General features: G+C 71.4%; 21 protein-coding genes. 13 read left to right on the top strand and 8 right to left on the bottom strand.

Annotated elements, in window-relative coordinates:
* Positions 1-95: 95 nt before the first annotated feature.
* Complete coding sequence (locus O7614_RS14925; protein WP_278139056.1) at positions 96-1,076, top strand: ATP-binding cassette domain-containing protein; 981 nt, start codon at positions 96-98, stop codon at positions 1,074-1,076.
* Positions 1,073-1,900 carry an ABC transporter permease gene (locus O7614_RS14920; RefSeq protein ID WP_278139055.1) on the top strand — a complete coding sequence of 276 codons (828 nt, stop codon included), beginning with the start codon at positions 1,073-1,075 and terminating at the stop codon, positions 1,898-1,900. The genes O7614_RS14925 and O7614_RS14920 overlap by 4 nt, the downstream gene beginning before the upstream one ends.
* A 1-nt stretch (position 1,901) precedes the next feature.
* Here O7614_RS14920 and O7614_RS14915 read toward each other — a convergent pair whose 3' ends face one another.
* Entirely contained in the window at positions 1,902-5,081 is a 3,180-nt protein-coding gene (locus tag O7614_RS14915) for a BTAD domain-containing putative transcriptional regulator (RefSeq protein WP_278139054.1), read from the bottom strand.
* A gap of 113 nt (positions 5,082-5,194) precedes the next feature.
* On the opposite strand from O7614_RS14915, the gene O7614_RS14910 reads away from it, so the two are divergent.
* The 6 genes from O7614_RS14910 (at position 5,195) to O7614_RS14885 (ending at position 12,174) form a co-directional block, all read left to right on the top strand.
* The gene (locus tag O7614_RS14910) at positions 5,195-6,028 is read left to right on the top strand and encodes an ABC transporter ATP-binding protein (RefSeq protein WP_278139053.1); all 834 of its coding nucleotides are present in this window, start codon (positions 5,195-5,197) and stop codon (positions 6,026-6,028) included.
* Between the two features lie 32 nt (positions 6,029-6,060).
* Positions 6,061-7,044, top strand: a complete 984-nt coding sequence (locus O7614_RS14905; RefSeq protein ID WP_278139052.1) for an iron-siderophore ABC transporter substrate-binding protein — start codon at positions 6,061-6,063, stop codon at positions 7,042-7,044.
* Between the two features lie 5 nt (positions 7,045-7,049).
* Positions 7,050-9,149, top strand: coding sequence for an iron ABC transporter permease (locus O7614_RS14900; protein ID WP_278142262.1), 2,100 nt, complete (start codon positions 7,050-7,052; stop codon positions 9,147-9,149).
* A 26-nt stretch (positions 9,150-9,175) separates the two neighbouring features.
* On the top strand, positions 9,176-10,084 hold the full coding sequence (locus tag O7614_RS14895) for a siderophore-interacting protein (protein WP_278139051.1): 909 nt from the start codon (positions 9,176-9,178) through the stop codon (positions 10,082-10,084).
* Between the two features lie 104 nt (positions 10,085-10,188).
* A complete protein-coding gene (locus O7614_RS14890) occupies positions 10,189-11,661 on the top strand; it encodes an SDR family oxidoreductase (protein WP_278139050.1) in 1,473 nt (490 codons plus the stop codon).
* Between the two features lie 36 nt (positions 11,662-11,697).
* Positions 11,698-12,174, top strand: coding sequence for a heme-degrading domain-containing protein (locus O7614_RS14885; RefSeq protein ID WP_278139049.1), 477 nt, complete (start codon positions 11,698-11,700; stop codon positions 12,172-12,174).
* A gap of 210 nt (positions 12,175-12,384) precedes the next feature.
* On the opposite strand, the gene O7614_RS14880 is transcribed toward O7614_RS14885, so the two are convergent.
* Positions 12,385-13,761: an FAD-dependent monooxygenase gene (locus tag O7614_RS14880; RefSeq protein ID WP_278139048.1), complete on the bottom strand. Its 1,377-nt coding sequence runs from the start codon at positions 13,759-13,761 to the stop codon at positions 12,385-12,387.
* A gap of 233 nt (positions 13,762-13,994) precedes the next feature.
* On the opposite strand from O7614_RS14880, the gene O7614_RS14875 reads away from it, so the two are divergent.
* On the top strand, positions 13,995-15,380 hold the full coding sequence (locus O7614_RS14875; protein WP_278139047.1) for a serine hydrolase domain-containing protein: 1,386 nt from the start codon (positions 13,995-13,997) through the stop codon (positions 15,378-15,380).
* A 93-nt stretch (positions 15,381-15,473) separates the two neighbouring features.
* Complete coding sequence (locus tag O7614_RS14870) at positions 15,474-16,802, top strand: alpha/beta hydrolase (protein ID WP_278139046.1); 1,329 nt, start codon at positions 15,474-15,476, stop codon at positions 16,800-16,802.
* A 53-nt stretch (positions 16,803-16,855) separates the two neighbouring features.
* Here the strand turns inward: O7614_RS14870 and O7614_RS14865 are convergent, their stop codons facing one another.
* Positions 16,856-18,073 carry an MFS transporter gene (locus tag O7614_RS14865; protein WP_278139045.1) on the bottom strand — a complete coding sequence of 406 codons (1,218 nt, stop codon included), beginning with the start codon at positions 18,071-18,073 and terminating at the stop codon, positions 16,856-16,858.
* A 50-nt stretch (positions 18,074-18,123) separates the two neighbouring features.
* Here O7614_RS14865 and O7614_RS14860 point away from each other — a divergent pair, with 50 nt between their 5' ends.
* Positions 18,124-19,218 carry an ROK family protein gene (locus O7614_RS14860; RefSeq protein ID WP_278139044.1) on the top strand — a complete coding sequence of 365 codons (1,095 nt, stop codon included), beginning with the start codon at positions 18,124-18,126 and terminating at the stop codon, positions 19,216-19,218.
* 60 nt (positions 19,219-19,278) lie between these two features.
* Here the strand turns inward: O7614_RS14860 and O7614_RS14855 are convergent, their stop codons facing one another.
* Positions 19,279-19,665 carry a MerR family transcriptional regulator gene (locus O7614_RS14855; protein WP_278139043.1) on the bottom strand — a complete coding sequence of 129 codons (387 nt, stop codon included), beginning with the start codon at positions 19,663-19,665 and terminating at the stop codon, positions 19,279-19,281.
* A gap of 116 nt (positions 19,666-19,781) precedes the next feature.
* Between O7614_RS14855 and O7614_RS14850 the strand changes: the two genes are divergently transcribed.
* The gene (locus O7614_RS14850) at positions 19,782-20,486 is read left to right on the top strand and encodes an SDR family oxidoreductase (RefSeq protein WP_278139042.1); all 705 of its coding nucleotides are present in this window, start codon (positions 19,782-19,784) and stop codon (positions 20,484-20,486) included.
* 12 nt (positions 20,487-20,498) lie between these two features.
* On the opposite strand, the gene O7614_RS14845 is transcribed toward O7614_RS14850, so the two are convergent.
* Together O7614_RS14845 and O7614_RS14840 are read right to left on the bottom strand one after the other, a co-directional pair.
* Positions 20,499-21,758: an Ig-like domain-containing protein gene (locus O7614_RS14845; RefSeq protein WP_278139041.1), complete on the bottom strand. Its 1,260-nt coding sequence runs from the start codon at positions 21,756-21,758 to the stop codon at positions 20,499-20,501.
* 275 nt (positions 21,759-22,033) lie between these two features.
* Positions 22,034-22,291 (bottom strand): hypothetical protein, encoded by a 258-nt coding sequence (locus O7614_RS14840; RefSeq protein ID WP_278139040.1) that lies wholly within the window; start codon positions 22,289-22,291, stop codon positions 22,034-22,036.
* Positions 22,292-22,629: 338 nt separating this feature from the next.
* Here O7614_RS14840 and O7614_RS14835 point away from each other — a divergent pair, with 338 nt between their 5' ends.
* Positions 22,630-23,727 carry a DUF1996 domain-containing protein gene (locus O7614_RS14835; RefSeq protein ID WP_278139039.1) on the top strand — a complete coding sequence of 366 codons (1,098 nt, stop codon included), beginning with the start codon at positions 22,630-22,632 and terminating at the stop codon, positions 23,725-23,727.
* Between the two features lie 101 nt (positions 23,728-23,828).
* Here the strand turns inward: O7614_RS14835 and O7614_RS14830 are convergent, their stop codons facing one another.
* Positions 23,829-24,806, bottom strand: a complete 978-nt coding sequence (locus O7614_RS14830; RefSeq protein WP_278139038.1) for a hypothetical protein — start codon at positions 24,804-24,806, stop codon at positions 23,829-23,831.
* A 32-nt stretch (positions 24,807-24,838) separates the two neighbouring features.
* Positions 24,839-26,365: a plastocyanin/azurin family copper-binding protein gene (locus tag O7614_RS14825; RefSeq protein WP_278139037.1), complete on the bottom strand. Its 1,527-nt coding sequence runs from the start codon at positions 26,363-26,365 to the stop codon at positions 24,839-24,841.
* Between the last annotated feature and the right edge of the window lie 2 nt (positions 26,366-26,367).

The following is a 26,367-nucleotide window of genomic DNA, read 5'->3' as shown; positions in this document are numbered from 1 at the left end:
TCAAGATCAGCGGGCACCGTAGTCGGCAGCGACCGTGTCAGCGAGTGTCGGCGGCGTGTCGGGGCGGTGTCAGCGGGCCCGCGCATGCTGTACGCATGACAGCTGACCTGGTGATCGAGGCCGAGGGCCTCGTGAAGACGTTTGGGAAGACGAGGGCGCTGCAGGGCGTGGACCTCGCGGTTCCCCGGGGGACGGTGCTCGGGGTGCTCGGCCCCAACGGTGCCGGCAAGACCACGGCCGTACGCATCCTGTCCACCCTGCTGACCCCGGACGGCGGAACCGCCCGGATCGGCGGTTTCGACGTCGTACGGGACGCCGAGCGCGTTCGGCAGAGCATCGGCCTCACCGGCCAGTACGCCTCGGTCGACGAGGACCTGACCGGGCGGCAGAACCTGGAACTGTTCGGCACGCTGCTGGAGCTGGGTCGCACCGGCGCCCGGCGGCGGGCCGCCGAGTTGCTCGACTGGTTCGACCTGACCGACGCCGCGAACCGGCCGGCCAAGACCTACTCCGGTGGCATGCGCCGGCGGCTGGACCTGGCCGCCAGCCTGGTCGGCTCCCCCGCCGTGATCTTCCTGGACGAGCCGACGACCGGGCTCGACCCGGCCAAGCGCGAGGACATGTGGGACGTGGTCCGCTCACTGGTGGGCAACGGCTCGACGGTACTGCTCACCACGCAGTACCTGGAGGAGGCCGACGCGCTCGCCGACGCGATCACGGTGATCGACCACGGCCGGGTGATCGCCCACGACACACCCGAAGGACTCAAGCGGGTGGTCGGTGGGCAGACCCTTGAGGTCCGGCCGTCCGACCCGGCGCACCTGCCGCGCACCGCGGAGATCCTGACCCAGGTCGGCTCCGGCGCGCAGGCCGACGAGATCCGCAAGGGCGTCCTCGCGGTGCCGGTCACCGACGACGCGGCCCTGACCGAGAGCGTCGCGCGCTTCGCCACGGCCGGCATCGCGGTCACCGAACTGTCCCTGCACCTGCCGAGCCTCGACGAGGTGTTCTTCACCCTCACCGGGCGTACGGCATCCGACGACGACACCACCCGCCCCACGGAGGTCGCGGCATGAGCACCCTGATCGACACGGCACCGACGAGGAACCGAGGGCTGTCGACAACCACCCCGAACCCGCGACCGTTCCGACTGGTCCGGCACTCGTTGGCGCTGGCCAAGCGCAGCCTCATCAAGACCTGGCGTACGCCCGAGGCGCTCATCGACGTCACGTTGCAGCCGGTGTTGTTCCTCGTCATCTTCGTGTACGTCTTCGGCGGCGCGGTCGCCGGTTCGACACACGACTACCTGCAGTTCCTGCTGCCCGGCATCCTGGCGCAGACCATCGCGACAGGTGCCATCGCGATCGGCGTCAACCTGAACACCGACATCGCCAAGGGCATCTTCGACCGGTTCCGGTCGCTGCCGATCCCCCGCTCCGCACCACTGGTCGGCGCGGTCCTCGGCGACGTCGTCCGGTACGTCATCGTCACGGTGTCGACCCTCGCGATCGGCTACGTGATGGGTTTCCGGATCGAGACCGACCTGTTCCGGGCGATCGCCGGGTGTCTGCTCGCCGTGCTGTTCGCGCTCTGCCTGAGCTGGCTGCCGGTGCTCGTGTCGATGAAGGTGCGGACCGCGGGTGCCGTGCAGGGCGTCATGTTCGCGCTGATCATGCCGCTGAGCTTCGCGTCCAACGTGTTCGTCGGCGCCGACACCCTGCCCGGCTGGATGCAGGCGTTCGTGGACGTCAACCCGATGACCCACCTGGTGGCGTCGGTACGCGGGCTGTTCCTCGGCACCCCGCTCGACAACCACATCTGGTGGACGCTCGCCTGGTGCGCCGGCTTCGTGGCGCTGTTCATGCCGCTGGCACTGCGGGCGTACCGCAAGAAGATCTGAGTCAGGCGAGCAGGTCGTCCATCAGCTCGCGGATCCGGCTGATGGCCGCGGCGGGCGGCCGCTCACGCCACGCGGCAAGCAACGGCTCGCGCTGTTCCTCGTCCCCGAGGATGGCGTTGAGCCGTTCGCCGTTTTCGAACGGGAAGAACATCTCGATCTGGGTGCCGATCCGCTTCGCGAGCGCGGACAGTTCGCGGGCGGCGTCGACGTCGCCCCGGGACGCTGCCAACTCCGCGCCGCCCGACGCCCACGCCCCGATCACCGGAAGATCCCGCGAGGTCAGCGCGTCGTCGCGGGCGAGCGACAGCAGCGCGACCGCCTGGGCGGTGGCGTCAGTCCCCGACACCTGCCCGGTCTGGGCCACCCGCAGGTAGATGATCGCGGCCGTCGCCCGGAGCATCACGCGCGGCTGAGGCTGCGGCCCGACCCAACCGGCGAGGACACGGGTCACCTCGTCGGCGTGACCGAGCGCCTCGTCGTACCGCCCCCGCTGCCAGGCGAGGTGAGCCAGGCCGAGCAACGCCTGCCCGGCGTCCATCTGCTCGGCCTGACCCAGTGCGGCCGTCTCGCCCAGTCGCCGCTCCGCGTCCTCGTCGCCGCCGAGGGCGAGCTGCACGTCCAGCCGGACCCGGATCGACCGTGCGTCCTGCGTGGCGCCGACCAGTTCCATGTGCTGAACGCTGCGCGCCAGCCAGTCGGCCGACCGGGCATCCCCGCTCGGGACCAGGAACTGCCCGACGGCACCCGCCGCCATCGCCATGCCCCAGTGGTCGCCGGCGGCCTCGAAGCGGTGGTACGCCTGTTCGGCGTCGCTGACCGACGCATCCGGCAGGCCGCCGTTCTCCCGTACCGCCGCGCGCGCGAACAGCCCGAGCCCCTGCACGTACGGGTCCGGGTGCGCGACCATCTCGTCCGCGCTCTTCAGGCTCTGCTCCAGATCGGACGCGTCGAAGCCGGGCAACGCCACCGCGAGAGCGGTCAGCCGGGGTGACACCTCGGCCGGACGTTCGGCCAGCAGGGTCCGCAGCGCCCGTCGGGCGAGCACGGCGGGCCGCAGGTCGGCGCTGACACCGGCGTTCACGCTGATCACGACGCAGGTCCAGGCCAACCGGTCGGCGTTCGGCAGTGGCCGCCCGCTGGACGCGCCGTGCAGGATCGCCGACCGCCGCCGCCGCTGCGGATCGTCGATGTGCAGCAGCCCGCGCGCCCAGGCGAGGACCTCGAGGTGCAGGCCGCGTACCGACCAGAGGTGGAACAGCGCGGTGGCGACGTCGACAGAGGCGGGCTCGTCGTCCTCTCTTGTCGCCCACCGCAGGCCCGCGACCAGATTGTCCTGCTCGACGGCGCAGCGGTGCAGCGCCTCAACCTGGTCGGGTCCGATGAAGCGGCCGGCGAGCGCGACGGCCTGCCTGCGCGCCCAGCTGACCAGCCCGGCCATCGCCTGATCCCGGGCGCCGGCGGCGTCCAGCCGGGCCTCGCCGTACTCCCGGACCGTTTCGAGTATCCGGTAGCGCGGCGGACCGTCCCCCTCGACCAGGGTCAACAGGGACTGTTCCACGAGCGTCGCCAGGCCGCGGCGGACGTCCGGGGCCCGGGCGACCGCGGCGGCGAGGTCGGCGGTGAACGGCGCGGGTATGACCGCGACCCGCTCGAGCAACTCCCGGTCGTCCTCGGAGAGCAGTTCCCTGCTCCAGTCGACCATCGCCCACAGGCTCGCGTGCCGCTCGGGCAGGCCGCGCAGGGCGTCGTCGAGCAACGCGAACCGGTCACTCAGTCCGGCGAGGACGTCGTCGATCGGCATGTGCCGCAGTCGCGCGGCGGCCAGTTCGAGCGCCAACGGCAGGTTGTCGAGCCGGTGGCACAGGGCCAGCGCCCGCTCGGTGTCCCAGGTCGGCACCGCGCCACCGGCCCGGGCCCGCGTCTCGATCAGCGCGAGCGCGTCGGCGTCCGGCAAGACATTCAGCCGGTGCACCAGTTCGCCGGCCAGGCCCAGCGGGGCGCGGCTCGTCGCGAGCACCGCGACCTCCGGCGAGGCCGCCGCGATCAGATCCGCGACGACAACGGCCGCCGCGTCGAGCACGTGCTCGCAGTTGTCCAACACCACCAGCCCGTCGAGGTCGGGCGCTACGACGCGAAGGCGTTCCTCGGGGCTCAGTACCCGCCGTTCCAGGCCCAGATTGCTGCCGGTCGCCGTGGTGTCCGCGCCGCCGAGCGCGGCGAGCACAGTGGGCAGCACCTCCTCGGGCGAGCGCAGGCCGGCGAGTTCGATCACGCGTACCGATTGTCCGGCCGCCGCGAACCGGCGGGTCACCTCGGCGGCGAGGCGGGTCTTGCCCGCGCCGCCAGATGCCACGATCGTCACCACGGCGGCGTCGGCGAGTGCCTCCTCCACGGCCTCGACGTCCCGTTCCCGGCCGACCAGGGCGGTCATCGGCCGCCGCCAAGCGGTCGGCAGGGCGATCCGCGTCGGTTGCCGGGGTGCCTGCGCGACGACCGGGGTGGTCAGCTCGCCGCGCAACAGCGCAAGGTGGACCTGCGTGATCACCGGTGACGGGTCGGTGCCGTACCGGTCGGCCAGCTCGACCCGGAGTCGTTCGATCACCTCCAGCGCCTCGGCCTCCCGCCCCTGTGCGGCAAGGACCCGGACGAGCAGTGCGGTCGAGGGCTCGTCCGGCGGCGTACGCGCGGCGAGTCGGCGCAGGTCGACCTCGTCGAACGGGCCGACGCCGTCGAGTGCCGCCTGCGCGCGCAGCGCGGCGACCTCCGCGAACAGACGGGTGTCCTCGGCGTTGACCAGCTCCGGCACCTCGGGGAACAGGCCCCGCGCCTGGTCGGCCAGGCTGCGGGCGGCACGAAGGTCTCCGCACCGGAACACGGTGCCCGCCTGCTCGACGAGAGCGCGCGCCTCGACCGCGTCGACGGTGATCTCCTCGGCGGGCAGCCGGTATCCGCCCGGCACCGCGACGACGGGCAGTCCGAGCCGGCGCACCCGGGACACCAGCGCCTGCACGGCGCCTGTCGCGTCGTCGGGTGGCGCCCCATCCCAGACGGCGTCCACCAGCAGGGCAACGGAGACCACCCGCCCACGCGCGTCGACGAGCGCGCGGAGCACCGCCGCGAGCCGTTCACCCCGAACGGGCCGGCCGTCGACGGCGAGGGGGCCGAGGGTCGCGATCTGCACGGACCCAGCATCCCCCACGCACGCGAGGCCGCGACGACCACCGGTCCGTCCCGATCACCACGGCCCGATCACCGGCTTGACACGCCGGCATTCCGTTAGGTTAGCCTAACCTCATGAAGAGCGAGTTGGCGTCGGCCAACGGGGAGCGCAGCCTGTCCGGCGTCGACCTCCGACTGGGCTACCACGGTGTGCCGGTGGTGCACGGCGCCATGATCGACCTTCGGGCGGGCGCGGTCACCGCGCTGGTGGGGCCGAACGGCAGCGGCAAGTCCACGCTGCTGCGGGCCCTGGCCCGCCTGCATCCGATCGAGTCCGGCCTGGTCCACCTCGCCGACGACATCGCCGCCGCCAGCCTCCCGTCCCGGGAGTTCGCCCGCCGGGTCACCCTGCTCGCACAGAGCCGACCGGTGCCCAGCGGAGTCACCGTCCACGACGTCGTCGGCTACGGTCGTCACCCCTACCGGGGGCGCTGGCGCACGGAGGATCCGGATGGTCCCGTCGCCATCGCCCGCGCGATGGACGTCACCGGCGTCGCCACCATGGCCGACCGTCCGGTGGACGAACTCTCCGGAGGCGAGCTGCAGCGGGTGTGGCTGGCCACCTGCCTGGCCCAGGACACTCCGGTGCTGCTGCTCGACGAGCCCACCACGTTCCTCGACCTGCGCTACCAGGTGGAGATCCTGGACCTGGTCCGTGACCTCGCCGACGACCACGGCGTCGCCGTCGGCGTCGTCCTGCACGACCTCAACCAGGCCGCCGCCGTGGCGGACGAGGTGGTCCTGCTGCACCAGGGCCGGGTCCGCGCCACCGGCGCCCCGGTCACCGTGTTCACCGAGGAAGCCCTCACCGAGACCTACGGAATCCGCATCGAGGTGACCACCGATCCGATCAGCGGACTGGTCACCACCCGCCCGGTCGGGCGGCACCCGATCCGCGCCCTGGTCTGAACCACTCCCATCCACAGCAGAGAAAGACCGTCATGACCCGTACCCGTTTCACCGCCCTCATCGCCGTCGTGGCCACCCTGACCCTCGGCGCCTGCGGCACCACCGAGAAGGCCGCCGCTCCCGAGACCTCCGCCTCGGCGGCCGGCGGGCCGGTCACTCTCACCGACAGCCGGGGCAAGGAGATCACCCTCAAGGCCCCGGCGACCAAGGTCGTCGGGCTCGAGTGGGGTGAGGTCGAGATGCTGGTCAGCCTGGGCGTCATGCCCGTCGGCGTGGCCGACCCGAAGGGCTACGGCACCTGGGTCACCTCGGCGAAGCTCGACCCCGGTGTCAAGGACGTCGGCACCCGTGGCGAGCCCAGCGTCGACTCGATCGTCGCCCTCCAGCCCGACCTCATCGTGATGGAGGACGACCGGGGCGCGAACATGGTCAGTCAGCTGGAGAAGTACGCCCCCGTCGTGGTGGCCAAGGGCAGCGACGCCACCGACAACCTCGGCCGGATGCGCTCGGACCTCAACATGATCGCCAAGGCGGTCGGCAAGACCGCCCAGGCGGAGAAGCTGCTCGCCGACTTCGACGTGGCCCTCGCCGACGGCAAGAAGAAGATCGCCGACGCCGGGGCAGCCGGCCGGCCGTTCGCCATCGCCGACGGCTGGAAGGAGGGCAGCACCGTCAGCATCCGGATGTTCGGCACGGGCGCGCTCGTCTCCCAGATCGGCATCCAGCTCGGCCTCACCAACGCCTGGACCGGCAAGACCGATGAGGTGTGGGGCCTCGGCCAGACCGACGTCGAGGGCATGACGGTCCTCAAGGATCCGAACGTTCACCTCTTCTACAACGCCTCCGACGGCGACGACGTGTTCGCCGACGGTCTCGCCAGCAACGCCATCTGGAAGTCGCTGCCGTTCGTGCAGAAGGGCAACCTGCACAAGATGCCCAACGGCATCTGGACCTTCGGCGGACCGCTTTCCGGTAAGCAGTACATCGACGAGCTCGTCAAGACGTACGCGGTGTGAGCGTGCTGAACGCACCCCCACGCCCGGAGCCGGCCACCCGGCCGGCTCCGGGCGGACGCCTGGCCGTGCCCCGCGTCGCCGGTGTCTTCGTCGCGGCGATCCTGCTGCTGCTCGTGGTCGGCGCGGTGCACCTCACCCAGGGCACCTCGACCGTCGGTGCCCTCGACCTGCTGCGCCTGGTGACCGGCACCGACGACGAGGCGGCCCGCGTGCTGATCGCCTCCCGGGTGCCCCGGCTGCTCGCCGGGCTGGCCATCGGCGTCGCGCTCGGGTTCGCCGGGGCGGCGTTGCAGTCGATCGCCCGCAACCCGCTCGCCTCCCCCGACACCCTGGCGGTCAACGCCGGCGCCCACCTGGCGATCGTCTCCGTGGCCGCGTTCGGCGTCGCGCTGCCCGCGCTGCCCGCCGGCGGCCTGGCCTTCTGCGGAGGGTTGGTCGCCGCCGGCCTGGTGATGGCGATGTCCTCCGGTGGGCAGGCCGGCACGACCCGGCTCGTCCTCGCCGGCTCGGCGACCGCGTTGGCGCTCGGGTCGGTGACCACGCTGCTGCTGCTCCTGTTCGAACAGGCCACCATCGGGCTGTTCGCCTGGGGCAACGGTTCGCTGGTCCAGAGCGACCTGACCGCGCTGACCCAACTGGCCCCGGTGATCGTCGGCGCCATCGTCGTGCTGATGCTGCTCGGGCACCGCCTCGACATCCTCGCCCTCGGCGACGACACCGCCACCGTGCTCGGCCTGGACGTGCGGCGAACCCGGCTCACCGTCCTGGTGCTGGCCGTGCTGCTCTCCGCGGCGGCCGTCACCCTCACCGGCCCGGTCGGTTTCGTCGGGCTGTGCGCCCCGGTGATCGTCCGGCTGCTCGCCCCCGTGGTGCCGGGGGTGCACCGGCACCGCGTCCTGCTGCCGTTGTCCGGCATCGCCGGGGTCGTCATTGTCCTCGGCTCCGACGTGCTGCTGCGCGCCGTGATGGGTGGACAGGCCGGTGTGGACATCCCCACCGGTGTGGTCACCACCCTGCTCGGCGCGGCGATCCTCATCTGGTTGGCCCGCCGGCACCGCGACGCGGGACCCACCCGTCGCCCACCCGGCGGGCACGCCGCAGTCCGCTCGGCCGCCTTCCACCGCGTCGTCGTCACCGTCACCGCCGTGCTGACCGTCACCGCCGTGGCCGTCGGCATGCTCGCCGGTGACACCTGGGTGCTGCTGGGTGACGTCGTCAACTGGATCAACGGCACCACCGGTCCGGCGTACACCTTCGTGCTGGACCAACGGTGGCCGCGCGTCGCCGCGGCGGTCCTGGCCGGCGCGGCGCTCGCGGTGGCCGGCACCACAGTGCAGGCGGTCTGCCGTAACCCGCTGGCCGAACCGGGCATCCTCGGCATCACCGCCGGCGCCGGGCTCGGCGCCGTATCGCTGCTCACCTTCGTGCCGCTGGCCGGGGTGTGGGCCGTCTCCGGTGTCGCCGGCCTCGGCGCGATGCTGGCCTTCGCGCTGGTGTACGGCCTGGCCTGGCGTGGCGGGCTGAGTTCCGACCGACTGGTGCTGATCGGCTTCGGCGCCTGGCAGGGCGGCATGGCGGTGATCACCTACCTGGTCGTCGCCTTCGACCCGTGGAACACCGGGAAGGCATTGACCTGGCTGTCCGGCTCCACCTACGGCCGGATGCCCACCCAGGTGCTCCCCGTGCTGATCGCGCTGCTGGTGCTCACCCCGGCCGTGGTCGCCGCCCGGCGTGAACTGGACCTGATGGCGTTGGACGACGACACGCCCCGGGTGCTGGGCGTCCGCCTGGAACGCACCCGACTGGTCGCGCTCGGCGCGGCGGCACTGCTCACCTCCACCGCGGTCTCGGCCGTCGGGGTCATCGGCTTCGTCGGCCTGGTCGCCCCGCACGCCGCCCGGGCGCTCGTCGGTGGCCGGCACTCCCGGGTGCTCCCGGTGGCCGCGCTGCTCGGCGCGGCGCTGGTCAGCATCGCCGACACCGTCGGGCGGACGGTCATCGCTCCAGCCCAGGTTCCCGCCGGCCTGGTCACCGCCATGATCGGCGCCCCGTACTTCGTCTGGCTGCTGTGGCGCTCCCGCGCCGTGACGAACAACCCCCGGTAGACACCGGCCCAATCCCGGAGGCACCCATGACCGAGACCCTGTCCATCGCGCCGTGGCGCGTGTTCACCGTCACCGTTCGCGCGGTACGCCGACTCAGCCCGTCCTTCACCCGGGTGACCTTCACCGGCGTGGACCTCGACCGCTTCGCCGACAACGGGTACGACCAGCGGATCAAGCTGGCGCTGCCGCTGCCCGGCCAGCGCGGGGTGGATCTTCCGGGGGGAACGGACTGGTACGCGAAGTGGCGGGCCCTGCCGGAGCACCTGCGCAGTCCGGTGCGCACCTACACCGTGCGGGCGGTCCGACCGCACCTGGCGGAGGTCGACGTCGACCTGGTGCTGCACGGCGATGGTGGGCCGGCGACGCGCTGGGCCCGGCGGGTGAGCGCGGGTGACGAGATCGCCATCGTCGGTCCGGACGCGGGGTTCGACGGCAACCACGGCGGGATCGAGTTCCGGCCCTCGGCCGGGAGCTGCCTGCTGCTGGCCGGCGACGAGACCGCCGTTCCGGCGATCGCCAGCATCTGCGAGCGACTCCCCCTCGACGCCCGGGGGACGGTCCTGCTGGAGGTGCCGGACGCCGACGACGTGCTGCCGCTGATCACGCCGCCCGGCATCGAGGTCCGCTGGCTACCTCGGGGGCACGACGGACATGGCAGCCGGTTGGTGCCCGCGGTCGCCGCGGCGGCGGAGGAACTGCTCATCCCCGGCACGTCCGAGGCCACTCAGGCCGTCGCGGACCTGGACGTGGACACCGAGATCCTGTGGGAGGTTCCCGAGGAGGCGACCTCGGTGCTGCCGCTCTACGCGTGGCTGGCCGGGGAGGCCGGCGTCATCCGCACACTGCGCCGGCACCTGGTCGCCGAGCGAGGTCTGGACCGTCGGGCGGTGGCGTTCATGGGTTACTGGCGTCTCGGGCACGCGGACGGCGCCTGACCGCCGCGAGGTGCGTCGCGGGGCGCACGGTGCGTACAGTTTCGGGTCGGACTTGGGGCCAGCCGGGATGATCCGGCACGGGATACGGGACGAGACGACGACGCATGACGGTGGACAACATTACCGAAAACGGTCAGCAGGGCCTCGACCGCGAAGGTGGTCAGCAGGGCATCGACCGAGAGCGGCTGGAGGCCTGCCTCAGCGTCTTCGAGGCGTTGGAGGCGCTGCCCTCCGACCATCCGGACGTGGTGCGGGTGCAGCGGGCCACCGCTCGGCTCTACAAGGTGGTCAAGCAGCGGCGACGGGAGGAACGGCGAGACGCCATCCTCGCGGCCGACCGGGCGGTGACGGAGGCCACCGCCACCGGCGCTCCCGGGAGGATCGACGACGAGACCCAGGGCATCCCGCTCGCGTCCTCGGTCGCGGGTGAGACGGCCGGCTTCCTGCACAATCCCCGCGGCTGTTACGTCTGCAAGCAGCGCTACCGCGAGGTGGACGCCTTCTACCACCAGCTCTGCCCGTCCTGCGCCGCGCTGAACCGGGAACGCCGGGACGCCCGTACCGACCTGACCGGTCGACGCGCGCTCCTCACCGGCGGCCGGGCCAAGATCGGTATGTACATCGCGTTGCGACTACTGCGCGACGGCGCCCACACGACGGTGACCACCCGGTTCCCGCACGACGCGGTCCGCCGGTTCGCCGCGATGCCGGACAGTGCGGACTGGCTGCACCGCCTGCGCATCGTCGGGATCGACCTGCGCGATCCCGCCCAGGTGATCGCCCTCGCCGACTCGGTGAGCAGCCAGGGACCTCTCGACATCCTGATCAACAACGCGGCGCAGACCGTGCGCCGCTCCCCCGGGGCGTACGCGCAGCTCGTCGCCGCCGAGGCCGCAGCCCTGCCGGACGGTCCGCTGCCGGAACTGATCACGTTCGCCAAGGCGGGTGGGCAGGGCGCCACGGGAGGCAGCCTCACCGCCGGGCTCACCCCGCACGCGCTCACCGCGCTGGCGCTCACCAGTGGTTCCGCCTCACCGGAGCGGATCGCGGCGTCCACCGCCATCGACGCCGGGGGCCTCGTGCCGGACCTCGACTCGGTCAACAGCTGGGTACAGCGGGTGCAGGAGGTCGACCCGGTCGAGCTGCTCGAAGTTCAGCTGTGCAACGTCACCGCGCCGTTCGTCCTGGTCAGCCGGCTGCGCCCGGCGATGGCCGCCGCGTCGGCGCGCCGCAAGTACGTGGTGAACGTGTCGGCGATGGAGGGCCAGTTCGGCCGCGGCTACAAGGGGCCGGGGCACCCGCACACCAACATGGCCAAGGCCGCGTTGAACATGCTGACCCGCACCAGCGCCGAGGAGATGGTGACCGACGGCATCCTGATGACAAGCGTCGACACCGGCTGGATCACCGACGAACGGCCGCACCCGACGAAGATGCGACTGGCCGACGAGGGCTTCCACGCCCCGCTGGACCTGGTCGACGGCGCCGCCCGGGTGTACGACCCGATCGTCCGCGGCGAGCAGGGCGAGGACCTGTACGGCTGTTTCCTGAAGGACTACGCGCCCTGTGCCTGGTGATCGCTGATCCCGCCCACCCGAACGAGGAGAACCGACATGTCAGTTGACCGTGAGCCGTGGCCGACGCTGGACGAGCTGCTGCGCGAGGAGAGCGAGCTGGAACTCGCGGGCCTGTCCGAGACGGACGCGTACGAGCTGGGGATGCTCGCCGTCGCCGCCGCGAGTGAGCAGCGCCTGCCGGTGTCGATCGGGGTGTGGCGGGCGGGGCGCCAGCTGTTCCACTGTGGCCTGCCGGGGTCGACGGCGGACAACGACGCGTGGCTGCGCCGCAAGGGGCGGGTGGTGATGCGGTTCGAGCACTCGTCGCTGTACATGGCCCGCTTGTGCCAGGACAAGCAGGTGACGCTGGCCGAGAGGTTCGGCCTGCCGGCGTCGCGGTACGCGGCGGCCGGGGGCGCGGTGCCGCTGCGCGTCCGGGGCACCGGCGTGGTCGGCTGGGTGGGTGTCTCCGGGCTGCCGCAGCTCGACGACCACCGGTTCGTCGTCGACGTCCTCCGCAAGCTCCCCCGCTAGGGCCTGTTTCATAAGGGCGGTCGAGCCGAGGCGGAGTCCGGACGGCGATCCGGCAAGGCGCGGTTTCGTCCGGATACCGGTGTTGTATCCGGACGAAACCGCAACGCCGCCGGGCGTCGTCCGGGCCCGCCGCAGGCCGGCCAGTTCTTATGAAACAGGCCCTAGTCGGGCGGACCCGGCGGCCTCGACAGCAGGCCGCCGGGCCGCTCGTCAGCGCGCCCGTCTGTTGGCGCGCAGGGCGTCGAGGAGCACGCCGGGCCGGGCCAGCGAGCGTGGGTGCTCGCGCATGGAGACGACGTCGTTGAACCGGCGCGCGGTCGCCACGTCCGTGACTGTCGCTTCGATGATCTGCCGGCTCGCCCAGCTGGAGATCCGGTAGCCGCGCGGGTAGGGGCCGTCGACGTGGGGCAACGCCAGGTCGGCGGAGGTCGAGATCGACCACGCGGCGTCGACCACCACCTGCTGCAACGCGAGGAAGTGGCGCGCGGGCGCGCGCAGATCCGGGTGGGACCGCAGGTACGTCGACAGGCAGGCCGCGTGCAGGGCCGCCGACGTCATCCCCTGCCCGTACACCGGGTTGAACGACGCGACGGCGTCGCCGACGCTGACCAGGCCGGCCGGGAACCGCTTCAGCGCGTGGAAGTCCCGTCGGCGGCTGTCGGCATGGTGGTAGGTCTGGACGTCGCCCAGCATCTCCTGGTCGGCGACCTCGCCGAACTCCGGCGGGAACTGCTCCCGCAGGCGACGGACGAAGTCTTCCGGGGTGCGCCCCGGGCGGTGGTCGCCGTAACCGGCCATCATCGCCATCCACCGACCGTCCTCGATGGCGAAGAACGCGGCCCCGGCCACATCCACCGCCATCTTCGGGGTGTGCAGTGCCAGCACGACCGTCGAGGCCGGGGTGGCCTCAGGGCGGCGGAACAGCGCGGTCGCGTAGTTGAGGTGCACTGTCATCCGCCGGGTCACCGGCCGCTCCCAGCCGGCCTGCTCCAACCAGTCCGAGAGTCTGCTCGACCGGCCCATGGCGTCCACCACGAGGTCACCGGTCTCCACGCCGGTCACCCCAGCGACCTCGCAGCGGACCCCGGTGACCGCCGCGCCGTCGAACACGAGACCGGTGGCGCGTGCGGTGACCGTCTTGACGTTGGGTAGTCGGAGCACCTGTTGCCGGATCAGCCCTTCCAGGAGTGGCCGGCTGCCCGCCAGGCTGTCGGCGTCGTCCGGGACGACGACCTTGGCGCGACCGTCGAGGTAGTTGCGCCGCGCCTCGGGCGGCGCCTCGACCGCCCCGCGCGCCAGCGCCGCGTCGCGGAAGCCGGGAAAAAGGCGCTCCAGCTGGAGGAGGCCACCGGGCAGCAGCGCGTGCAGCTGCGTCCCCTGGGGTACGCCGGGCCGCGCGCCGGCCGCCTGCGGGTCATCCCGGTCGATGATGACGACGCTGTCGGCGTGATCGGACAGCACCCGGGCGGCCAGCAGGCCGGCGACACTGCCGCCGATCACCACGGCCCGCCCCATCGACGGGGAGGGCTGGTCAGGGGGTCGAGCCACGTTCAGCTCCGCGAAGACCCGGGATGGGGAGAGGGACATCGTGCTCTCCAAGGGAGACGGGGTGTGGTGCCCTCCGGGCCCGCCAGCGTTCGTTGGGCGGGCGGACCGGTGGACGGTCGTCCGGCGTGACGCTCGCCGATCGTCGCACAACCACCCGAACGGCAACTGCCCGTGTCCGCCAGATGACCGCATGTCGGACGACGGGATCGAGACGACCGACGTTCGGGCGAGCCGGTTGGCGCGTGCCGATGCCGGCTGTCACGATCTCCGGCATGCCCGTCGCACGTCGTACCCTCCTTGTCGCCGGCCTTGCCGCCGCGACCTCCGCCGTCGCCGGTTGCGGCGACAACGGCGCGTCGGATCCCGGTGTGGCCGGGCCCGGTGACGCGGTGACCGCGACCGATGCCGCCGGCAACCGGGTGGGCTTCGGCGCGGCCGGGAAGACCACACCGCCGTCGGGTACGCCGAGCGCCGCGGCCTCCCCGAGCGGCGGTGCCGCGCCCGCCGGCCAGGCCCGCTACGCGCAGGAGGTGACGGCGCTACTGCGGCGGCACCTGCCCGCCACGCCGCAGACCGTGCAGCACAAGGGCTTTCCCGGCGCGGTCGCCGTCGTTCTGGTCGACGGGAAGACGGCTGTGCACACGGCGGTCGGGGAGGCGTTGCGCTACGGCGCCGGGCCCAAACTGCTGCCGGCGGGCCAGCGCGTCGAGATGCGCCCGGACTCCATCTTCGACCTCGCCTCGGTGACGAAGGTGTACACGGCCATCCTGCTGTTGCAACAGGTCGACAAAGGTCGGGTCGAGTTGGGCGCGCCGGTGCGCGACTACCTGCCGGGCTTCACCGGGGCGGGCACCGAGCGGATCACCGTCGAGATGCTGCTGACCCACACCAGCGGTTTACCGGTCGGCGCGAAGGTCACCGGGCTCGCCGACAACACGGCCCGCTGGAACGCCGTGCTCACCACCGGGCTGGTCTCCGGCGCGGTGCCCGGCACCACGTTCCGCTATTCCAGCGTCGGGCTCATGGTCGCCGGCAAGATCGTCGAGAAGGTCACCGGCCAGCGGCTCGACCAGGCACTCAAGAGCAACCTCACCGGCCCGCTCGGCCTACGCGACACCGGCTTCAACCCGAACAACTGGCTGTCGGGCAGCGCGAAGGCCGGCCGTCTCGTCGCCACCGACGCCCGCTCGTCCCGGGGTCTGCTCCGGGGCACCGTCCACGACGATGTCGCCAACCACCTCGGCGGCGTGGCCGGGCACGCCGGTATCTTCGCCACCGCCAGCGACCTGGCCGTCATCGGGCAGATGCTCCTGAACGGCGGCACCCACCAGGGCAGGAAGATCCTCTCCGCGACGACCGTGCGTCGGATGCTCACCAACCAGAACGCCGGGAAACCAGCGATCGACCCGGAGCGGCCCAACCGGACCGCCGCCCACGGACTCGGGGTCGTGCTCAACCAGAGTTGGTTCATGGGCCGGCTCGCCTCTGCCCGGACCTTCGGCCACACCGGTTTCGCCGGTCCGTCACTCCTGGTCGACCCGGCCCGGAAGCTCGTCCTCGCGCTGCTCACCAACCGCGCGCACCCCAACTGGAGTTGGTCGAATCCCGATCCGGTCCGCGCCTCTCTCGGCGACCTGCTCGCGAGAGAGGTCAACTGACCGACGACCGTCAGGTGTGGACCGCCGCGCCGCACCCTGGCACGATACTTGCGCTATCAGTGCAGATACTTCGTCGCTCAGGGTGGAGGACCGATGCACGTGTCTCGCCGGAGACTGCTCTCCGTACTGGCCGGGGGCGCCCTCGCGGTCGGCCTGTCCGTCGCTCCCGTCCCACGGGCCGCCGACGCCGCCGCCACACCGACGTACCGCCCGGTGATCTTCCTACACGGCAGCGCCGGATCGGCGGCGCAGTTCCAGTCCCAGGCCAAGCGGCTCGCCGCCAACGGCTACCCGATCGGCGTCATCGAGGCCCACGAGTACGACTCGCCGAACATCGCCACGATCCTGCCCCAGGTGTACGCGGGGCTCGACGCACGGATCGACCGGCTGCTGGCGACGAGCGGCGCGGACCGGGTCGACCTGCTCGCGCACTCCCTGGGCACCTTCGTCATGCAGGGCTATCTCAACAGCTCACCGGCGCGCGCCGCCCGGGTCGCGCACTACGTGAATTTGGACGGGCGCCCCGCCGCCTCCCTGCCCGGTGGTGTGCCCACCCTCGCGATCTGGGGTGAGGGCGACCCGTCCCGCGCCGTCGTCGGCGCGACGAACGTGCACCTCCCGGACCAGTCCCACACGCAGACAGTGTCGTCGCCGGAGTCGTTCGGCGAGATCTTCCGGTTCCTGCGAGGTCGGGCGCCGCACACGACACGGATCACGCCCCAGCTCTTCGGCACCGCCCGGGTCTCCGGTCGCGCGGTGCTCTTTCCGAGCAACGCCGGCGTCACCGACGCGACGCTCGAGGTCTATCCGGTCAACTCCCTGACCGGCGGTCGGTTGTCCCACCGACCCACGCACCGGTTGGCACTGAGTGGCGACGGCTCGTTCGGTCCCGTTCCGGTGCTCGCCACGGCCCGCTACGAGTTCGCGATCGTGCGCTCCGGCGCACCGACGCACCACTTCTACTTCCAGCCGTTCCTTCGCTCGGACTCGTTCGTACGCCTCGCGACGAGCGTGCCCGGCGAGGGGCTCGGCGCGCTGGTGGACACCAGCGACCGGCACACGGCGCTGACGATCCAACGACAGAAGGAGTGGTGGGGCGACCAGGGCGAGGCCGGCGACCACCTGTGGATCAACGGCCGGGACGTCCTGAACGCCGCGAACGCGCCACGGGTCAAGCGGACGATCGCGATCTTCGCGTTCGACGACGGCAGCGACGGCGTCAGCGACCTGACCGCCCCCCTGCCGGAGTTCTTCAGCCAGACCTTCATCACCGGCATGGACCTGTTCATCCCGGCGGCACCGGCGCAGCTCGGCCTCGTGCGGATCACCGTGGGCCAACGCGGCGGCGGATACGACGTGATCAACGTGCCCAACTGGAGGTCGAGCGCCCACCGCGTGACGGTAGGCGTCGACGACTTCTGACCGGCCCGACGGGCGGCCCGGCCACCTCAGCCCGCGACAGCGGCCCGGCCACCTCAGCCCGCGACGGTGGCCGGGGTCCGCTCGCCCGCGCGCCGCCCGACCGCGAAGCTGACCACTCCCAGGGTCAGTCCGACGACCGCCAGGAGCACGCCCACCCAGGCCGGTGCGAGGTAACCGAGGCCGGCGGCGATGGCGACGCTGCCCAGGGCCGCGCCCAGGCTGTTCGCGATGTTCATCGCCGACTGGTTGAGCGCGGCGCCCATCAGCTGCGCTCCGGGGGCGACGGTGATCAGGCGGGCCTGCAGGACCGGCCCGAGATAGAGGCTGGTCGCGCCGACCAGGAACGCGCCCACGAACAGGCCGACTGCTGTCGACGCGACGAGGCTGAAGGTCGCAATGCTCACGATCATCGCGACGAAACCGATGACCATGCTGCGCTGCAGGTCCCGGTCCGCCAACCAGCCGCCGAGGGCGTTGCCGACGGTCATGCCGAGCCCCACCGCCACCAGCACCCAGGGCACCGTCGCGGCCGAGAGACCGGCGACGTCGGTGGTGACCGGCGCGATGTAGGTGTCCACCGCAAAGAAACCGGCGAAGCCGACCGCGCCGGTCGCGGCGACCAGCCAGACCTGCGAGGTCCGCAGCGCCCGCAACTCGGCGGCGGGTGAGCCGTCGACCGCCGCGGCGACCTCCGGGACGACCGCCAGGACCGCCAGCAGGGTGAGCACGAAAACACCGGCGATGATCAGGTACGCGACGCGCCAGCCGGCCGCCTGCCCGAGCCGCGTGATGAGGGGTACGCCGACCACGTTGCTCACGGTCAGGCCGCTGAGCACGATGGCGAAGCCACGGGCCTCGTTGCCGGGGCCCATCAGGGTGGCCGCGAGCAGGCCGGCCGCGCCGAAGTACGCGCCGTGTGGCAACGCCGCCGCGAACCGGGCCACCAGCACCAGGTCGAAGGTGGGGGCGATCGCGGACGCGACGGTGCCGACGGCGAAGAGCGCGAGCAGTCCGAGCACGAGTTTCTTGCGCGGCAGGCGTGCGCTCAGCGCGGCGATCAGGGGCGCGCCCACGACCACGCCGAGCGCGTACGCGGTGATCATCCAGCCGGCGCGGGCGACGGCGTCCGAGGACGACCGGGCGTACTCCCCCGGAAGTAGGCCGCGCGCGATGTCGGGCAGCAGGCCCATCGCCACGAACTCGGTCAGACCGATCGCCACACCACCCAGTGCCAACGCCACCAGCGCCGCCACCCGTCGTCCCCTGCTCATCCCGATCACCGAAAAAATTTAGCAACAGCGTTGCGTAATAGAGTGGTGAGATGACCCGCATCACTGCCGACGTCACGTTCCTGCGCGGCTACAACCAGGCGCGGGTCATGGCACTGGGGCGCACCGCGCGGACCTTCGAGCGGTCGACGGTGGTCGAGGCCACCGGGTTGACGCCACAGGCGGTCTCCAAGGTCATCGCACGCCTGACCGGTGACGGCCTGATCCGTCCCGCCGGTGTGCGTCGCACGGGCATCGGCAAGCCCGCCGTGGTCTACGAAATCGTTCCCGACAGCCGGTACGCGATCGGCGCCCACGTGGCCCGGCGCACACTGCGTCTCGTCCTGGTCGACCTGGCCGGCGCCGTGCGCCACTCGGCGGTCAGTCCGCTGCCCGGCGACTTCACCCCCGAGCAGCTTCTCGACGCCCTGACTGCCGGCATCGGGGCGATCGCCGGCGACAGCGACGTGCGGGACCGGGTCACCGGCGTGGGCATCGGCATGATCGGTCCGTTGGACCACGCCAACGGCCTGGTCCGGGGCGCCCACGGGCTGCGGCACTGGCACGACGTACCGCTGCGCGAGATCGCCGAGAAGCACCTCGGCCTGCCCGTCCACCTGGACAAGGACGTCACCGCGGGGATCACGGCCGAGGCCTGGCGGCACGGCGCGACGTTCGGCGACGCGGCCCTCATCATGATCGAGTCGGGTATCGGTGGCGGCTTCTGGCTGGGCGGCACCGCCCACCGGGGCGCGCACACCAACGCGGGCGAATTCGGCCACACGGTCGTCGACCTGGACGGCCCCCGTTGCGTCTGCGGTCGCCACGGGTGCCTGGAGATCGTGCACAGTCACGCCGCCGAGGCCGGAGACATCGCCCGGGCCGCCCACGTCGTGGCGGTGGGGGTGGTGAACCTGCTGCAAACCCTCGATCTCGCCCACGTGGTGCTGGCCGGCGCGGACCTGCTACGGCATCCGCAGACCTATCTCGCGGCCGTGACCGCTGCCGTGCGGGCCGACGCGCGACGCGCGGACTGGCTCACCACGACGGTGACAGTGTCCAGCCTCGGCGCGGACGCCATCGCGGCGGGCGCCGCCATGCAGGTCCTCGACCAGCACTTCGGTGTGCCGGAGCTGGCCCCGATCTGAGCGCCGCCGGACCGTCCCGGTGCGGGCGCGGCCACCGACACCGGTCGCGCCGTCGACCCGCTACGCCGCCAGTGCGGCGGCAAATTCCACGTGGGTGCATCCGCTGGCCGGGCTCTCGCTGAGGGCGATGACCGCGTCGAGCCGGTCCCGCGCGCTGCGGAGCTGGCTGATCTGCTCATCGATGCGGGCACGTTCGGCGCGCAGCAGCGCCCGGGACTCCGGCGTGTTGACCTTCGCGTCGACGCAGGGCAGCAGGTCCAGGATGGTGCGGCTGGACAGGCCGGCCGAGTACAGCGTCTGGATGAGGTGCACCCGCTCGACAGCGTCGTCGCCGTAGTGACGCTGCCCGCCGCTGCTGCGTGCGGCAGTCAGCAGGCCCTGCTCCTCGTAGTAGCGCAGGGCGCGTACAGACACCCCGGCCGCCGTGGCGAGTTCGCCGATGCGCATGGATCCTCCCCCGGCCGGTGACGCCCGCCACACGACCTTGTCCCTCACGTTCACGTCAGGTTTTAGCGTAGCTCACGTACCGCTCGTCCTTGAAACACGCCAGGAGGCGACACGTCATGCAGATCAACGGTTCGATCGCACTGGTCACCGGGGCCAACCGTGGCCTCGGCCGGCACTTCGCCCGACAGCTGCTGGAGCGCGGCGTGACCAAGGTGTACGCCACGGCCCGCAACCCGGAGCAGATCGACATTCCCGGTGTCGAGAAGCTTCGGCTGGACATCACCGACCCAAGCTCCGTGGAGCAGGCGGCGGCCGTCGCGTCCGACGTCACTTTTCTGGTCAACAACGCCGGCATCACCACCTTCACCAACCTGGTGAACGGGGACCTGGGCAAGATCCGATCCGAGCTCGACACGCACTTCTGGGGGACCCTGAGCATGGTCCGGGCGTTCGCACCGGTGCTGGGCGCGAATGGCGGAGGGGCGATCCTCAACGTCCTGTCCGCGCTGTCGTGGTTCTCCTACGACGGGGCCAACGCCTACGGCGTGGCGAAGGCGGCCGAGTGGAGCCTGACCAACGGCATCCGGCTCGAACTCGCCGGCCAGGGCACCCTGGTGAGCGGCCTGCACCTGGGTGCCGCCGACACCGACATGATGGCCCACTACGAGGGCGACAAGATGGACCCCGCCGACGTCGTACGCGTCGCTCTGGACGGCATCGAAGCCGGCCGGATCGAGGTCCTCGCCGACGAGTGGAGCGCGTACGTCAAGGCGTCCCTCGCCAACGATCCGAGCGCCTTCTACGCCCCGACCGGGCGATAGTCGCCTGCCGGCTCAGCCGGTCGGCCCCGGCGTCGGCGAGCCGCCCGCGACCGTGCCCGGGCGCGGCGTCGCGGGCGGGGCCGGCCGAGGACCAGCGGGTACGGGCAGTGCACTGCCCTTGACGAACTGCTCCCAGCTGGTGTTCCAGGCCGTCCAGCCGTTGCCCGCCTGCAGCCGGACCTCGGTGCCGGTGAAGGTGACCAGATCACCGATCTGGGTGACCTTCATCAGCCAGTCGGCGTTGGCCGGCGAGATGTTCGTGCAGCCGTGCGATACGTTGCGGTGTCCCTGATCCGACACGGACCAGGGAGCTCCGTGGATGAACTCACCGCCCCAGGTGAGCCGTTGCGCGTCCTCGACGTCCACTACGTAGCCGCCGTTCGGCTCGCCGCGCGTGTCGAAGGTGGTGCGCTGGTGCTTCTCCATGATCACCATCTTGCCGCTGGACGTCGGGGTGCTCGACTTGCCCAGGCTGACCGGGATTCTGCGGATCACCTTGCCGTCGCGCAGCACGCGCATCTGCTTGGTGGCGTTGTCGACCTCGAGTGCCACCTGCCGTCCGATCCGGGACGTCGCCGTGCGGTCGGCGTCCCCGACGAGGTCCTCGCCGATCGGCAGACCCTCCAGAGCGGCGCGGACGCTGATCGTGGTGCCCGGTCGCCAGAAGTCGGGGGCGCGGTAGTAGACCTGACTGCCGTCGTCCAGCCAGGACCAGACCCCGCGCTGCGGTGGGTTCGTCGTGACGAACAGCCGACGCTGCACGTCGGCGCGGGCCGCCCTGGCGATGGGCGGATCGAAGCCGATGGTCACCGGCATGGCCGTGCCGTACGTCCGGCCGTCCGCGAAGTACAGCGTGCTGGCCACCTGCGGCTTCGTCGACGTCGGCATCGTGGTGAAGCTCGTGGTACGGGTGGTGGTCCGGCCGGCGTCGCCGACGGCGATCACCTCGACGGTGTAGGTGCTCCGCGGTCGCAACGCGACGGTGGGCACCCAGGCCGAGCCGTCCTCCCGCCGTTCCGCCCTGACCAGCATGCCCTTGTCGTCGGCGATGCGTACGACGACGACCTTTCCGCCGGCGACCCGTGCGGTGACCTCGGCGCTGACCGGCACGTCGCGGGACCGGTCGGCGGGCGTCAGAGTCAACTCCGGCGCCGGCACCTCCCCCTCGGCGAGCCGCACGGGGGCCTTGCGCTCGGTGGTGCATCCGCCGATGACCAGCGGTGTGGCCACGACGGACACCACGACCAGCGCCATCCGTCGCCACAGCCCCATCGAACGCCCCCGACTCTCGTGTTCCGTGGCCGCAATTCTTCCGCGCCAGCAGGGGATATCGCGCCGTTTCCGGCAATCACGAAGAAAAGTCGGAAACGGTTCGTCGCCGCGCCGACCGCGCTCAGCGGGTGACTGGCTGAATTCGCCGGGCGAGCGACGTCGCGCCCGCCACACCCAGCAACACGGCAGCAACCGCATCGGCGACGGAGCACCACACGACGGGGGTCAGGAGTTGCGGCTGGGCCTGGACCAGGTGGTACTTGACCGCTCACCCACTAGGCGAAGAGCCCGATGCCACCGGTCGTCGCCGCCAGCGGCCACAGCAGGTCTGGATCTCCCCAGCGCCCGTGGACGAACACGACGGCGACAGGCAGGGTGGTGACGTAATACGGCAGGTACACAAATATGGTGGCGGCGAACCGTCCGCCGGCCTCCAGGTCTCCCCAAACCTGCGCATTATCGGGCGAGAACAACAGACCGTAGCCCAGCGCCACCCAGGCGCCGGCCACCGCGCACGCGGCAACGCCCGGCACACCTGCCGAAGAACCACGGCCCTTCGCGACGACGGCGTGCGGGCAGACTAGCCACCCGGCGCCGCACGACGCTGTTCCGCGCGCGGCAGACGCCCCCTGAGAGTGGAGTATCCACCCGCTGCTCGATTACAGTTTTTCGAAGAAAATCCGGGAAATGAGATTGAAACGACAGCGCGACCACTCCGCAAAGCGGATCGAGCAATCGCGGAGCGATATTTAAGGGAGACTTAATCGTCTCAGTTGGAATGGTGCAGGGGGTCGACTCGTACTCTTCGTTGTCGGAAGAAAGGTGACCCCTCTTGTTCAATATGCGATCCACCCCCAGGCTTCGCCGTTCCGTGACCGCCCTGCTGTTGGTGAGCGTGGCGTTCGCCGGCGGATGCAAGGAGGCTCCCGGCACGCCCGGCGCGTCCAGCCCTTCCAGCGACACCGGCATCGGCTCGTCCGGACCGGACACGCCCACCGCTCCCGTTCCCGGCGACGCGTCGGCCACGCCGGGCGCGCCGAGCGCCTCGGCCGCCCCGTCCGCCCCGGGTCAGCCGGCGGCCCCGTCGACCAGCACCGCCCCGCCCACCGCCTCCGGTGGCTGGATCAAAATCGACGCCGCCGCGCAGGCCGCCGCGACGAGGGCGTTCTTCGCGCGCAAGCCCAAGCCGGTGACCGGCAACCCGGTCAAGGTGCCCGAGTTCAACGTCGGCTGCACGGTCAGCCACCACAACAGCGACGACCCGATCGTGCTGCCCAAGCTGGTCGGCGGTTCGCACAACCACACGTTCTGGGGAAACCGGTCGACCGACGCCAACTCGACGGCCGAGTCGCTGCGGGCGTCCAAGGCGACCACCTGCAACTCGCCGGACGACCAGTCCGCCTACTGGGTGCCGACGATGTATCAGAACGGCAAGGTCGTCGACCCGACGGAGGTGACCGTCTACTACGGATCCCGCCTGAAGGACCCGAGCAAGACCCAGCCTTTCCCGTTCGGCCTGCGGATGATCACCGGTAACGCCAAGAACCAGGTCGACACCCCGGACAAGCAGGGCAACCACTTCTGGTGCGCCGGCATCGGCGGCGAGATCGGCCGCAGCGCGGACAAGACCTTCCCGGTCTGCGCCAAGACCGCGCACATCGTCCGGCAGATCACCTTCCCGGACTGCTGGGACGGCAAGCACCTGGACAGCCCGGACCACAAGGCGCACATGGCCAACGGCGACCACACCGGGGCCTGTCCGAAGAGCCACCCGGTGCCGGTCCCCTCGGTGTCCTTCGTGATCTCGTACCCGCTGAGCGCGAACACCGACGGCATCACCCTCGCGTCCGGCACCTCGTTCTCCATGCACGCGGACTTCTTCAACGCGTGGAAGGACGAGGCGCTCGCCGCACGGGTGCGCAACTGCCTCGACCAGGGCGTGAAGTGCAACTCGGCCGGCAACTTCTAGCCCCCTAGCCTTGTCGATCATGGAGTTGTGGTGGGTGACGAAGCAGACATCGTCCCCCAAGACAGGCACCACAACTCCATGATCGACGGGGTAGGCCGGGGTTAGAGCTTCGCGGCGCCCGCCTCGGTGGCCTCCTGCACCGCCGAGGTACGACGAACCTCGGCCCGCTGGTCGCCGGCGTCCTCCCGGTCCGGAGTGGCCATCCGCGCTGCCCGGTTGGCGGTCGCCGCCGCCTGGTCACCGGTCACGCCGCCACGGATCCGGTTGTTGGCGGCCACCTGGGCGACCGGGTCGTTACCCGTCACCGTCAACCCGCCGTCGATGATGTTGTCGTCCAGCGTCACACCACCGGTGGTGCTGGTGATGCTGACGTCGGCACCCCAGTAGCCACCGGAGGCGCAGCTGTCCAGCCCACCGTTCGGGCCGAGCTGCACGCCGCCCAGGTTGCCGGCGAACGTGGCCTTGCCGCGCACCGCGCTGCCGCACACCACACTGCCGGTGGCGCTGTTGAGCACCGACAGCGTGCCGTCGACGAACGAGTCGTGCACGTCGGTGTAGTAGGTGCCGGTGCTGCTGACGTTGCGCTCCACCTGGGTGCCCCGGTCGAGCCGGACCTCACCGGCACCTACTGTGACGTTCCCGTTGACCGTCGACTCCTCGGCGAAGAGGAAACTGTCGATGGTCGCGCTGCCCTTCGGCCGCACGGTAACCGTGCCCGTCCTGGCGTCGGAGAGGAAGATGCCGTAGCCGCCGGCGGCCAGCACCACCTGGCCGTCGACAGTGGTGTCGGTGGCGTCGAGGTAACCGTCTGCGGAGACGCGTACCTCACCACTGATCCGACCGCCGGTCACCACCAGGTTCCCACCGGCGGCGACGGTGACGTTGCCGGTGATCGTGGTGCCGGTGAGCGCGCAGGACTCGCCGGCCGGCACGTACAGGTCGTTGGGCACGGTCACCGCACCGCCGGTGCCGATGCAGTGGGTGACCAGGTCGGCGTGGGCGGTCGGCGCCACGGTCAGCACCGAGGCGGCGACGACGGCGGTCACGGTGGCCAGTTTGGCGGCGGTACGTCCGGGCATCGTGGTACTCCCTGTCGAGAAGATTCGAGGACTCATGCGCCGACGTCCGATCGGGCCGCGGCCCGGACGATGGCGCCCTGCTGCCGCCGGTCGAGCGTTCCGCCGGTCACCAACGCGAGGGTGACCGCCTCGACGTGCCGGACGAAGGCGGCGTGGCCGGGGTAGTCGGCGTGTTCGTCGATCAGATCGTTGATCGTGCAGCCGTTGCCGGTGTCGACGTTGCCGACGCCGGTGTTGTCACCGTCGATGACCACAGTGGCCCGGGTGTCGGAGTCCGGGCAGGCGTCGGTGCCGTCGGCCACCACTGTGAACGTCGTCGACTGCTCGGCGGCGGTGTTCCCGGCGGTGTCGGTCGCCCGGAAGCGCACCGTGTGTGCTCCGGGGGCGCGAACGGTGACCGGAGCGGAGTACGCGGTCCACGCGCCGGTGTCGAGCGCGTACTCCACGGCTGCCACGCCCGAGTCGGCGTCGGTGGCCGTGACCGTCACGGTCGCACCGCCGACGTACGCGCCGTCGTCGTTTCGCTCGCCGGCCACGGTCGCGGTGACGGTGGGTGGCGTGGTGTCCTCGGCCGGCGGCTCGACGACGGTGAAGTGGGACATCTGCTCGGCCGACGTGTTACCGGCGACGTCGGTGGCCCGGTAGTGCAGCATGTGCATCCCGGCCGCGGTCACCACGACCGGAGTCGTGTACGCGGTGAAGGCGGCGCCGTCCAACGAGTACTCGATGGTGGCGACCCCGGATCCGGCGTCGGTGGCGGTCAGGGTGGCGGTGGCCGTACCGATGAAGTTGCCGTCGTCGTCGCGGTCGCCGGCCAGCGCGGCCGTGACCACCGGCGCGGTGGTGTCCTCCTCCCCCGGCTCGACGATCCGGAACGACACCGATCCGACGGCGCTGGTGTTGCCGGCCTGGTCGGTGGCCCGGAACTGCACCGAGTGGTCGCCGATCGCGGTCACCCGCACCGGCTCGGTGTACGGCGCGAAGCTGGTGTCGTCGACCTGGTACTCCACGGTCGCCACTCCGGAGTCGGCGTCGGTGGCCGTGACGGTCACCGTGGCCGCGCCGAGGTAGTTGCCGTCGGGATCCTGGTCACCCGCCACGGTGGCGGCCACCGTCGGGGGTGTGGTGTCGCCACCCCCGCCGCCCTCGGTGACCACCAACTCGCCGACCATCTGGCTGTGGCCCGGGATCGAGCAGAAGTAGCGGTAGCGACCCGGGGTGAGGGTCACCGTCGCCTGGTGGCGGCCGTTGTTGGCGTCGAACGGGCTGGCCAGGATGTTGAGGGTGACGTCGTGGTTGTAGCCCTCGGTGCTGGTGTCGAAGGTCAGCGTGTGCGGCATCCCGATGGTGTTGCCGGTGGCCTCGCTGTTCTCCCAGATGATCGTGGTCTCGCCGGCCACGGCGGTGGCGGGCGCGGACTTGTAGCGGGTGATGTCGCCGTCGGCGGTCCAGGTCAGCACCTGTGCCGCGGCTCGGGGGGCGGCGGAGGCCGGCGTCGCCACCCACGGGGTCACCGTGAGCAGGAGCGCCGCCAGCGCTGCCGTTATTCGTCGGGGCATCG

The sequence above is a fragment of the Micromonospora sp. WMMD961 genome (assembly GCF_029626145.1).
Taxonomy (GTDB): Bacteria; Actinomycetota; Actinomycetes; order Mycobacteriales; family Micromonosporaceae; genus Micromonospora.
Note: the sequence above shows the minus strand (reverse complement) of the source record. Positions and strands in the feature narration are given on the sequence as shown.